The sequence below is a fragment of the Companilactobacillus pabuli genome, from assembly GCF_014058425.1.
Lineage (GTDB): Bacteria > Bacillota > Bacilli > Lactobacillales > Lactobacillaceae > Companilactobacillus > Companilactobacillus pabuli.
In genome coordinates, this window is record NZ_CP049366.1 from 1,430,467 (window position 1) to 1,443,198 (window position 12,732).

Annotated in this window: 10 protein-coding genes; 1 reads left to right on the top strand and 9 read right to left on the bottom strand. The window is 35.4% G+C overall.

The features are described 5' to 3' along the window. From G6534_RS06990 to G6534_RS07025, 8 genes are all read right to left on the bottom strand, one after another. Window positions 1-1,356 (bottom strand): DnaD domain protein, encoded by a 1,356-nt coding sequence (locus G6534_RS06990; protein ID WP_182082535.1) that lies wholly within the window; start codon window positions 1,354-1,356, stop codon window positions 1-3. A gap of 11 nt (window positions 1,357-1,367) precedes the next feature. Next, the gene (nrdR, locus tag G6534_RS06995; RefSeq protein ID WP_057815490.1) at window positions 1,368-1,841 is read right to left on the bottom strand and encodes a transcriptional regulator NrdR; all 474 of its coding nucleotides are present in this window, start codon (window positions 1,839-1,841) and stop codon (window positions 1,368-1,370) included. 21 nt (window positions 1,842-1,862) lie between these two features. Further along, entirely contained in the window at window positions 1,863-2,456 is a 594-nt protein-coding gene (gene coaE / locus G6534_RS07000) for a dephospho-CoA kinase (protein ID WP_059073539.1), read from the bottom strand. Then, window positions 2,453-3,271 carry a DNA-formamidopyrimidine glycosylase gene (gene mutM, locus G6534_RS07005; RefSeq protein ID WP_238788881.1) on the bottom strand — a complete coding sequence of 273 codons (819 nt, stop codon included), beginning with the start codon at window positions 3,269-3,271 and terminating at the stop codon, window positions 2,453-2,455. Before mutM ends, coaE begins: the two co-directional genes overlap by 4 nt. 17 nt (window positions 3,272-3,288) lie before the next feature. Then, window positions 3,289-5,946 (bottom strand): DNA polymerase I, encoded by a 2,658-nt coding sequence (gene polA / locus G6534_RS07010; RefSeq protein ID WP_059073537.1) that lies wholly within the window; start codon window positions 5,944-5,946, stop codon window positions 3,289-3,291. Window positions 5,947-6,061: 115 nt separating this feature from the next. Then, window positions 6,062-7,465, bottom strand: a complete 1,404-nt coding sequence (locus G6534_RS07015; protein WP_420826958.1) for an MFS transporter — start codon at window positions 7,463-7,465, stop codon at window positions 6,062-6,064. A 114-nt stretch (window positions 7,466-7,579) separates the two neighbouring features. Beyond that, window positions 7,580-8,779 (bottom strand): metal-dependent hydrolase family protein, encoded by a 1,200-nt coding sequence (locus tag G6534_RS07020; protein ID WP_182082536.1) that lies wholly within the window; start codon window positions 8,777-8,779, stop codon window positions 7,580-7,582. A 15-nt stretch (window positions 8,780-8,794) separates the two neighbouring features. Next, window positions 8,795-9,994, bottom strand: a complete 1,200-nt coding sequence (locus G6534_RS07025; RefSeq protein ID WP_059073534.1) for a metal-dependent hydrolase family protein — start codon at window positions 9,992-9,994, stop codon at window positions 8,795-8,797. A gap of 219 nt (window positions 9,995-10,213) precedes the next feature. On the opposite strand from G6534_RS07025, the gene G6534_RS07030 reads away from it, so the two are divergent. Next, on the top strand, window positions 10,214-11,404 hold the full coding sequence (locus tag G6534_RS07030; RefSeq protein ID WP_059073533.1) for a hypothetical protein: 1,191 nt from the start codon (window positions 10,214-10,216) through the stop codon (window positions 11,402-11,404). A 79-nt stretch (window positions 11,405-11,483) separates the two neighbouring features. Here the strand turns inward: G6534_RS07030 and G6534_RS07035 are convergent, their stop codons facing one another. Then, window positions 11,484-12,683, bottom strand: a complete 1,200-nt coding sequence (locus tag G6534_RS07035; protein ID WP_182082537.1) for a metal-dependent hydrolase family protein — start codon at window positions 12,681-12,683, stop codon at window positions 11,484-11,486. Window positions 12,684-12,732: the final 49 nt, after the last annotated feature.

The window sequence follows — 12,732 nt, forward strand, 5'->3', positions numbered from 1 at the left end:
TTATTTATCCTTATTTCTTAATCGTTTTAATCTATCCTGTAATTGAACTCCATTGTCTTGTTGCTTATTTGTAGGAATTTTAGCTTTAACTTTCGACCAATCAGTTGCTTGTTCGACTTTACGGTTTTTATTGTTATAACGTCGTTTGCCACGAGGCCGATTTTGAAAATCAGTAATTCTTTGCAGTGCTTGCTCTGGCGTTTTAACGCCGTTTTGTTTCCAGTCATTTGCCACGGTCTCTAAAAATGGTGTCGATAAAACTGATGCGCTTTGTAAAATATAATAAACCATAATATTTATAACAGAAGATGGCAAATATGCCTTCATTGCCATATCTCGCAAAGCATTAGCTTCGACTTTACCAACAAAACCACCACTCTTTTGCTTCTGAGCGGCTAAAAAGTCCGCTGGAGTTAATTTCTTAGCTTGTTGCAAAATCAATTGATCCGAACGATTAAAGTTATGTGTCTCATCGTCTTTATTTTCAACCGTTTCTGGTTGTTGACGTGCAGATATATTAGCGTTCTTCTCAAATCGATCCTGAATAGACTTTTTCAAGCGATTAGGATCAATTTTATTATTGACGATATCGCAAGTTTTACCGATAAATTCAATAATCGTCATTTCATCGATGCCATAAAACGCATGCAAATTGATAATCAAATCTTGATTTTCCAATAAATTATCTGGACTGATCTTAAATGATTGTTGAATTCGATCAGAAATCAATTCCCAATCAAGCGGTTGAATATCATTTTCATTCAACACTGGTTTTTGCGTCTTAGCGGTCTTCGAGAATTCACTACGAATATTTTCTACATCCGTAGGAGTGTTGATCAAATCGTCATTATTCAATTTGAAAACTTCCAAGAAATCTTTAGTAATCTCATCAGAATTTTGCAAGATCCGCTCTGAATGACTGTACTTATCAGCCAATAAACGATATTTCTTATCGCCGATTTGCTCATATAAAAAAATACTCAATAAATCGTCTTTAAAGAAATCATCTGGTGATAAAGGCTCAAACAATTGATAGACATAGTAAGGCCCTAACTCATCTTTTTTTCTAAAAGTACGAATCAGTCCTAAAGCTTCACACTTGATACGCGCCTCATAAAATCTTTTCAAGTCAATACTCAATAAACTCAATAGTTCTGCATGTGGCTTACGTTGAGTGACCAATTCTTTATTAGGTAATTTTTCCCACAACAAAAGATACAGACTAAATGCTTCTGTACCTAAAATTGGTAAATATAAATCTGTCAAAATGTGACGATCCTCATCATTGAGACGTCCACTAGGTAGGCACCAATATCCCACTAAGGGTGTAAAACTATCGGTTGAATTATTAGACACACGCCCACCCCTTACTTCTTATCAATATTTTTTCCGTTCGCCATCATTTCTTGAACTTCTTTCATGAAACTATTCATATCTTTAAATTCACGATAAACGCTGGCAAAACGAATATAAGTGACATCGTCAACTTTGGCTAAAATCTTCATGACATGTTCACCAATCAATTGTGAGCGCACTTCACTCTCACCAGTTGATCTAATTTCATTTTCAACCTTATCGACAATTCCATTCATTTGATCCATGGTAACTGGACGTTTTTCGGCTGCACGGACGATTCCCCGCAATAATTTCTCACGACTGAATTCTTCACGATTACCATTTTTCTTAATTACTAATAATGGTGCTTTCTCAAGTCTTTCAAACGTCGTAAATCTAGTGCCGCAAAATTCACACTCACGACGTCTTCTAATGGCGCGTCCCTCATCGCTAGGACGACTGTCGATTACTTTTGATGAATCATGATGACAATGTGGACAAATCAAAATTCTAACCTCTTTTCCAAATCAAAGTTGCGATATCAACTTATCAAACTCATCTGCTAAATGGGTTAAATCTCCCGAATTATCAATCACAAAATCAGCTCGATCTCGTTTTTCTGACATCGACATTTGTGAATTAATTCTATTTAAAGCAACTTCTCTGGTTATATTATTTCTATTCATTAAACGTTTTAACTGTACTTCTTCACTAACATAAATAGTTATTATACCGTCAAAATACTGCTGATATCCACCTTCAAATAACAAAGGAATCTCAAAAATTGAAATGTTTTTCTCATCTGATGCCTTAGTATCGGCAATTATTTTTAAAATTCGTTTCTTAATCAAAGGTCTAGTAATGTTATTCAGATTTTTCAGTTGCTCGCTATCTGAAAAAACGATTCCAGCCAATTTTTTACGATTCAAAGTCCCGTCAGCATTCAAGACTTCTTGACCAAACTTTTCGACTATTTGTTTTAAACCAATGCTTCCAACTTCAACGACTTGGCGTGCAATTTGGTCAGCATCGTAAACTTTACAACCATAAGTCTTAAAAAAATCCAAAATGGTTGATTTTCCAGCTGCAATTCCACCAGTTAATCCATATATTTTACTCATTTGATTACTTGACACTTTGGACAAAAATGCGTACCACGACCGCCAACTTTAATTTTCTTGATTTTTGTTCCGCATCTTGGACAAGGTGTCCCCTCTTTACCATAGACTTTCAAACTATTTTGCATATTACCTTTGTGACCACTAGCATCGATGTATGAACGAACTGTTGATCCACCAGCTTGAATAGCTTGTTTCATCTCTTCATTAGACACTTCAATAATCTTTTGAATATCTTCATCGGTTAAGTGGCTAGCAAGTGTTTCTGGATGAATCTTTACTTTCCACAAAACTTCATCAACATAAATATTCCCCAAACCACTCATTACCGATTGATCCAACAAAACGGTCTTGATATCTTTACGATGACGTACAATTCTAGGCTTCAAATTTTCAAAAGTAAAGTCTTTTGATAAAGGCTCTGGTCCTAGTTTTTGAATCGATTTATTATTGCTTAAATCGTCAGTATTCCAAAGCTGCATTCGACCAAATTTTCGAACATCATTATAAATCATCTTTTGTCCGTTATCTAACGTAAAAATGGCGTGAGAATGCTTATCAATTGCACTAGGGTCACTAGAAATTTTATAACGACCTTCCATTCGTAAATGACTAATTATTGTATAACCATTATCCAAATGAATCAATAAAAATTTGGCTCGACGTCCAATATCAGTGATTGTTGCTCCAGTTACGAATTCAACAAACTGGTTAACATCCCCAGTGATCAAATTTTGATATCGAATTTCAACGTGGGTTATTTTTCGACCTTTGACTTGAGAAATCAATCCACGTCTAACTGTTTCTACTTCTGGCATTTCTGGCATTTTATCACCTATTTCGCTTCATACCAAGTTTTGCCGTGAGCAGTTTCTACTTTCAAAGGAACATCGAGTTTGACTGCTGAATCCATCACACTTGGTACTAATTTTTCAAGAGTTTCAATTTCAGCTTTTGGTGCTTCAAAAATCATTTCATCGTGTACTTGTAACAATAAGTTAGCTTGGAGATTTTCCTTCTCGAGCATCTTTTGCATATTGATCATGGCCACTTTGATAATATCTGCCGCACTACCTTGAATTGGTGTATTCATCGCCGTTCTTTGAGCAAAGTTTCTGATATTAAAATTACGAGAATGAATATCTGGCAAATAGCGACGACGATGCATGATTGTTTCTACATAACCATTTTCACGAGCATATTTAACGATATCATCCATATACTTTTTAACGCCAGGATATTGTTCAAAGTATGAAGCAATAAATTCAGCTGCTTTCTTACGACTAATGCCAATATTTTGTGACAAACCATAGTCACTGATTCCGTAAACAATACCAAAATTAGTAGCCTTGGCTTGGCGACGCATATTAGGAGTTACTTCATCAGTACTATCAAGTCCAAAGATTCTCATAGCCGTATGAGCGTGAATATCATAATCTTCATTAAAAGCTTCTTGCATGTGCTCATCACCAGAAATGTGTGCTAAAACACGTAACTCAACTTGTGAATAATCGGCTGAAAAGATTTCCCAGTCCGGATGTTGCGGTACAAAAGCTTTTCTGATTTGCTTTCCTTCATCGATTCGAATTGGAATATTTTGCAAATTAGGCTCAATTGATGATAGACGTCCCGTTTGAGTCAAAGTCTGCAAGTAAATAGTATGAATTTTGTTATCTGGTTGAACAAATTTTTGCAAACCAACGACATATGTCGATTGGATCTTAGAAATTTGACGATAATCGAGCACTTTTTGAACTACTGGCGATTTATCTTTTAATTTCTCCAAAACATCTACTGAAGTTGAATAACCAGTCTTCGTCTTTTTAATAACTGGTAGTTTCAAATCTTCAAATAAAACGACCCCTAATTGCTTGGGAGAATTGATGTTGAATTCCTTACCAGCTTCTTGATAAATCTCTTGTTCAATCTTAGCCAAACGTGTAGCAAAAGTATTTTCCATCTCTTTTAATTTCGAGACCTCAACCGTAATACCTTTAATTTCCATCTCCGCTAAAACAATCGATAATGGCAATTCAATTTCATCATATAGACTATCTTGATCATTATCCTTTAGTTCAGACATCATTTTGTCTTTTAAAGTATCAATTACTTGAGCTTTTTGAGCCAAGAAATTCAATAAGACTTTATCATCTTCTGGGACAGCTTTTTTGACACCTTTACCATAGAATTCTTCTTCAGTAGGCAAATTAATATCGTAGTTTTTGGCAACTAGACCAATATCTTGTTTGTTGTCATTAGTATCCAGCAAATATGCCACTAGCAACATATCAAAAGTAACACCACTTAGTTTGCAGCCATAGCGGATCAATTGAGCAATCGTTGCTTTATTATCAAACAAGTATTTTTCCTTGGAACCATCAGCTAACCAATCTTTCAATTGAGAATTCTCTAAGATCGAAAAATCAGTCGTACCATAATAATTTTCGCCATCAGAAATCAATAGACCAATAATTGGTGACGTATGATAGTTTTCGCCAAAACCCTCCACGATCAAGGTATGAACTTTGTCACTATTAACGATCTTTTCAACTGCTTCATCATTTAATTCCAAAACCTTAATATCAGCCAATTTTTCAGCTGTATCTTCCTGAGGGATGTCCATTCTACTCAAGAAAGTCTTGAAATTCATCTTTTGATAAAATTGCATCAATTGTTCTTGATTATCACCACGATATTCAAGATCTGCCAATTGCAACTCAACCGGTGCTTCTAAATCGATTGTAGCTAACTTCTTACTTAAGAACGCTTTATCTTTATCATTGATCAAATGCTCTTTTAACTTACTCTTCTTCATTTCATCAACATGTTCGTAAATGCCTTCAACACTACCATATTGATTGAGCAACTTAATAGCGGTCTTCTCACCGACTTTTTCTACACCTGGATAATGGTCAGAATTATCACCCATTAAACCTTTCATATCGATAATTTGCTTAGGTGTGATACCTAATTTTTCTTGAACGTGTTCTGGCGTATAACTTTCTGTTTCAGTTACCCCTTTGACATTGACTTTAACAGTTACTTTGTCAGTAGCCAACTGCGTCAAATCACGGTCACCAGTAATAATCGTCACGTCCATGCCGTCCAGTTCAGCTTTGTGAGACATCGTTCCGATAATATCGTCGGCTTCATAATCAGGTAATTCATAAGTCTTGATGCCACGATAGTTCAACATCTCTTGAATCAAAGGAAGTTGTTCCATTAACTCTTGAGGAGTCTTAGCCCGAGTTCCTTTATATTCATCAAACATCTTGGTTCTAAAAGTAGTCTTACCAGCATCAAAAGCCACCAAGGCATGAGTTGGTTTTTCATCCTTTAGGATTAATTCCAACATGTTATTAAAGGCGTACAAAGCATTTGTATGGATACCCTCGCCGTTAACAAATTTATCTAAAACATTGTGCATCGCAAAGAATGCTCGAAATGAGACACTGTTTCCATCTATTAAAAGTAATTTTTTATTTTTTGACATATATTCTCCAATAAAACCGAAATTAACTACCTCTATTTTAACAAATACAGAGTTGTTGTAACAGTTTACGACCAACTAAAAAAGTCCTGATTAAATTTTACAGGACTTTGATTAATTAATTTTCTTTTTCATAACGATAATAGACGTAAATCACTGATACCAAAACACACAACGACAATACTGTTAACAAGATAAAATCTATTTTTGTTCCTAAAACAGTATTTAGTACTTCATTTTTAGTACCACTAGTTAAAGCTACCGCCGAAATAACAACTGACAACACATTTGTCCCAAGAGAACCGGCGTATTGCTGCATCATACTAAACAAAGAATTTTGATCAGATTTTTTGCGTCCTTGAACTTGCATACTTCCATCAGACAATGATGGTCCAAAACCAAAGTTGAAGCCTAATCTAACTACAATATAAATCAAAGTTATGCTTAACAACGTGAGTTTCTCGCTCTGGAACCAAAACAATAATGAACCACTTGTCAATAAAATTCCACTGATCATTAAAGGAAAAGTAGCACCTTTTTTATCATACAAATGACCGGCGATAGGACCTACGATTGCTCCCATGAGTGAACCTGGTAAGAGCATCAATCCAGCTTGAGCGGAATCTAGTTTTAAAGCCGTTTGGGCAAAAATTGGCAAAACAAACGATAATCCAATATTGATAAATTGCAAACTGAAATAACCAAACAATCTTAATCTTAAAACTGGTAATTTCAAAATTGAAAAGTCAATCAATTGTCGTTGACTTTTTTTATTATAGCGAGCAAAAATGACGACGATAATTGCTGAAATAATTACCCATAGTAGGAATCGACTTGATAACCATCCATGACTACCAGCTTGATCAAAGGTAAATAGAATAACTGAAAAAATAATTGCTAAACCAACAACGCTCAAGTAATCAAAGGAAATCCCTTCTGTACCATAAGCTTTGCCCCGAATCGTAAACCAACCAATAACGAATAAAATAATAATTAATGGCAAAACTCCAACGAAAATTTCTCTCCAAGTCCACAAACGATTAATGATGCCGCCATAAGTTGGACCAAGTGCGGGAGCTAATGAAATAACGACTCCTGCTAAGCCTGTGTAAAGGCCTAGTTTCGTAGGTGGAATTTCTTCAAAAATCAAATTAAACATTAATGGTGTCGACAATCCAGTTGCCACCGCTTGAAGCAACCTACCAGCCATCAAAACCGGAAAATTAGGTGCCATAAAGCAAATTAACGAGCCAACTAAACAAAGTGTCGCCGCAAAAATAAAAATCTTCAAAGGATTAAATTTTTTTAAAACATAAGCCGTCGTACTCATAACAATCGTTGTTAATAACAAATAACCCGTCGTTAACCATTGAACCGTTCCCAAAGAAACATTCAATTCTTTAGTCAAAGTTGGAAAAGTAACATTCATTGACGTTTCAATTAGAATACCAGTAAATGATAGTAAACCGACTGCCAAGATGGATAGCTTCACTCTTGTTGATACAGAATCTTTCAAACCAATACCTCTCTTCAAATCGTAAAAAAAGCCATGACAATCTGCTCTGTCATAGCTTTTTTGGTTTATTTATGTTGTTTATTATAAACAAACAAACTTATTATTTCTAGAGAAATAGACTTATTTTACTAAAACACCTTTTTTATAAATAGCCTTATCAGGTTGGGAAACTAATTTTATATCTTCCAACGGATTTTTATCCAAAGCCAAGAAATCAGCTACTTTACCAACGTCCAAGCTACCATAATTGTCTGTAATACCTAACAGTTCAGCAGCATACTGAGTTGTACCTAATAAAGCTTGATATGGACTAACTCCTAAGCCAACAATCAATTCCAATTCATCTGTAGTTCCTGTTTCAAAGCTATTAAATGGCGTTCCAGCATCCGTTCCAACGACTACCTTGACACCTTTCTTTAAAGCCATCCCTATATTCTGAAAGAAATCTTTCTTCACTAAATCATTCTTTTTAATCATGTAATCTGGAATTTTACCAACGCCATATTTGTCAATACCTGCACAAGCGTTCAAGGTTGGTACTAAAAAGACATTGTGTTCTCTCATAAAATCAGCTTGCTTTTCATCAACATAAATTCCATGTTCAATCGAATCTACCCCAGCATCTAAAGAAATTTGAATGCCATTATTTCCTTGAGCATGGGAAGCAACCGTCATGTGTTTAGTATGTGCTTCTTGTACCGCTACATGAATTTCGTTTTCAGTAAGCTCAGTGTCATCCACTTGATCAGTTGATGACATAACACCACCTGTAGCCATAACTTTAATATTTTTAGCACCCATTTTGAATTCTTGACGAACCGCTCTTCTCATTTCATCTGGAGAATCAACTAGATGTCCCCAAGTAACATTTCCATCTAATCCTTCTTTAAAGTCACCATGTCCGCCAGTCATTGTCATTGGACGACCAGAGGCTACAATTTCTGTTCCTCCTAATTGACCAGCTTCTTGAAGTCTTTTCAATTTGATATCAACGTCAAAAGGACAACCACAATCCCTAATATAGGTAACACCGGCATGTAACAAAGTATCTAGATTTTTCAAAGCTGTAAATGTAACTTCGGCTTCTGATAAAAATTCAAGTTTATTTGTTTGAGGGTTCATCATGATGTGCGTATGTGCATTAATCAATCCGGGCATCACATATTTACCTTGAAGATCCACCTTTGCGGTCGAATCTTTAGGAACACCCGTACCTTTGGCAACGATTTTGCCATTATCATCAACAGTTAAATAACTATCTTCATATATTTTATTATCAACCCCATTAAATAAATTCAAATGAATAAAAGTTTTTGTCATAATTTAAAATCCCTTCTAAAATGCTTTGACACCTTTTTTGTAGACCATCTTATCAACCTGTTGAACCGCCTTGACATCTTCGACAGGGTCATCATCCAAAACCAAAAAATCAGCCATTTTTCCTACTTCCAAAGTTCCATATTCATCATCAATACCCATCAGCTTAGAACTATTGATTGAAGCTGACAAAGCCTGTTCATTCGTTGCACCAACAGTTGTTAATAACTCTAATTCCTTAGCAGTATCTTTAAAATCATTAAATGGTGTTCCAGCATCTGTACCCAAAGTCAATTTGACACCAGCCTTCACGCAAGCTCCAATTCGCTCATAAAAGTCTTTAATAAATGCATTGGCTTTATCAAGCATATATTGTGGTAATTTTCCTTCACCATATTCTGGAATCGTATACGCAGCGATCAATGTTGGTGAGACGTAAATTCCTTTTTTCAATACTTGTTCAATATCTTCATCAGTAATATAAGATGCATGCTCAATTGAATCAACACCTGCAACAACGGCATTATGAATTCCATTAGCACCTTCAGCATGAGCCGCCACAGTCATATGTTTTGAATGTGCTTCTTCAACCGCGGTGGCAATTTCTTCTTCCGTTAATTCTGTATCATCAATTTGATCGGTTGCTGACATAACACCACCAGTTGCCATGACCTTAATATTTTTTGCTCCTAATTTGAATTCTCTTCTAACCGCTTTTCTCATTTCATCTTGAGAATCAACCAAATTACCCCAAGTAGTTTCTCCATCTAATCCTTCAGTAAAATCACCATGTCCACCCGTCATACTCATAGGACGTCCTGAAGGCATAATCTCAGTTCCACCTAATTGCCCTTCATCTTGTAAACGGCGTAATTTAATATCCACATCAAAAGCACACCCACAATCTCTCACATATGTAACTCCAGACTTCAACAACTCCTTTAAATTTTTCAATGCAGTAAATGTTACCTCTGCTTCTGAAAGATAGTTCAACTTATTAGTCTGAGGATTCATCATAATGTGTGTATGAGCATTTACCAATCCAGGCATCACATACTTATTCTTTAAATCAACCGCATTCTCCATATCAGGTGATTCATTAAATCCTAATTTTGTGATTTTACCTGATTCATTATCAACAACGAACCAAGCATTTTCTTGAATCTTAAATTTATTTCCATCAAATAATTTAAAATTTTTATATAAAGTTTGCGTCATAGCAATGCCTCCTAAAGATTATTGACCAAATTCAAAGATTGTTTTTAATAATTGTCAACGTTTTAATTAAAATATATGATAATAAAATTAATTTCAAAATCCCTTATAAAATCAGTGATTGCAAGTGTTTCTCAATGACTTCAAAAATAGATTTGACATATAAATGAAAAAAGATTAAATTAATTTTTAATAATTCTTTAATCTTTAGGAGGATAGCTTATGAATTATCTGATTGCTTTTACAATTGTTATGGTCTTCATGTTAATCGGGGATTGGGTTTCAGCTGCTACTAAGGCCTTTATCCCATCAATTTTTATTACTGCAGTATGTTTTGCCATTGGCTTTTGGACTATTTTGCCCAAAAACATCGTTTCACAAGCATCTTTTAATACTCAATTCATAGGCATTGGTGTCTCAATGTTATTAGTCCATTTAGGAACTTTGATGAATTTAAAAGAATTATTGGATCAATGGAAAGCCGTTTGTATCGCTTTATTAGGCGTTGCTGGAACTTTGATTTTTACATTGATAGTTGGAACTTTGATTTTTGATTGGCACACCGTTGTTGCCGCTATCCCACCGCTAACTGGTGGTCTTGTAGCCGCATTATTAATGACAGATGGATTAAAAGCGGCTGGAATCTCTACTTTAGTTGCCCTACCAGTTTCTATGTATATTATGCATTCCATGGTCGGTTATCCTTTGACATCATTATTACTCAGAAAAGAGGGACATCGCCTCGCTGGAATTTACCAAAGCCAAAAAGACGATCCTAATTCTGACGTTTCTAAAATGATCAATCAGGAAAAAGTCGTAGAAGAAAAAAGGAAACCGGTCTTCAATCTTCCTACTCAGTATCAGACTCCTGTCTTTATTATCGTGCGCGTTGCTTTAGTAGCATTGCTTAGCAATTGGGTCGCAGGTTTAATGAATGGCGTTATTAATGCCAATGTTATTTGTTTAATATTTGGTGTTATCGCACATCAAGTTGGCTTTTTTGAAGATAGTGCTTTGGATAAGGCAAAAGTATTTAATTGGTTAATGTATGGTCTTTTAGCATACATCTTCTCCCAATTAAGTATGACCACACCAAAAATTATTGGTGGAATCATTGTTCAAATTCTAGTTTTAATTGTTCTTGGAATTTTCGGAATGTTCCTAGCTTCATATGCACTCGCTAAGCCTTTTGGTATGAGTAAAAACATGGCTTTTGCCTGTTCATTAACCGCACTATTTGGTTTTCCAGCTGATTTTATTCTTACAACTGAAGTTTGTCATAGTGTTGCTACGGATGAGGGTGAAGAAGCTTACTTAACAGCCAATATACTTCCTAAAATGTTAGTTGGTGGATTTGCCACTGTATCAGTTGCTTCAGTTATTATTGCTTCAGTATTTTTAAAATTACTTTAATATTACAATTACCAAAAAAGCAGAGATATCTAATCGGATATCTCTGCTTTTTTGGTAAAGTGAAATATTACTCTTAAAATTAATAGACCTTAACACCTTTTTTATAAACACTCTTATCAACTTGTTGAACAGCCTTAACGTCAGCTAGTGGATCGTGATCAAGTACTAGAAAATCAGCAATCTTACCCTCTTGAATAGAACCATACTTATCATCGATTCTCAACAAGTGAGCACTATTTTTAGTAGCGGCTAACAAGACTTCAGCATTGCTAGCTCCAACTTTAGTCAATAATTCCAATTCCTTTGGTGTATCGGCAAAACAATTAAATGGGGTTCCCGCATCGGTACCAAATGCCAATTTGACGCCAGCCTTATTGACAACTTTCATACGAGCGTAAAACTTATCCAAAAATCCTCTAGCTTTATCAACCATGTATGATGGCAACTTACCTTCACCATAAGTTGGGATAGTGTAACTTGCTATGACGGTTGGAGTTAGATAAATACCCTTTTCTTTGATCAAGTCAATATCATCATCAGAAATCAAACAACCGTGTTCTACTGAATCAACACCAGCAATAATAGCATTGTGAATCCCTTGTGTACCTTCAGCATGTGCAGCAACCGTCATATGCTTTGTATGAGCTTCAGCAACGGCGGTCTTCAATTCATCAACTGAAAATTCAGTATCATCGATTTGATCAGTTGCGGACATGACACCACCAGTTGCCATAACTTTAATGTTTTTTGCTCCTAATTTAAATTGACGACGAACCGCATGGCGCATCTCATCAGATGAATCGACTAAGTGACCCCAAGTAGTTTCTCCATCAATACCTTCGGTAAAGTCAGCGTGTCCACCAGTGATACACATTGGACGTCCTGAAGGTACGATCTCGGTTCCACCAAGTTGACCTTCTGCTTGCAAACGACGTAATTTAATATCTACATCAAAAGTACAACCACAATCTCTAACGTAAGTCACGCCAGCTTTTAGGGCTTCTTTTAAATTATTCAAAGCAGTAAAGGTAACTTCAGCTTCAGACAAGTATTCCAATTTATTAGTAATTGGATTCATCATCAAGTGAACGTGAGAATTGATCAAACCTGGCATGACATACTTACCTTCTAAATCAACAACCTTCTCACAGTCTGGAGCATCTTTAAAACCTAATTTAACAATTTCTCCAGATTCGCTATCAACAATAAACCAAGCATCTTTTTGGATTTCTGGTTTCAAACCGTCAAATAAATCAAAATTTTTATATAAAGTTTGCATAATCATATGCCTCCTGAACTTTATTGCCTTGAGTTTATGTTCTATGATT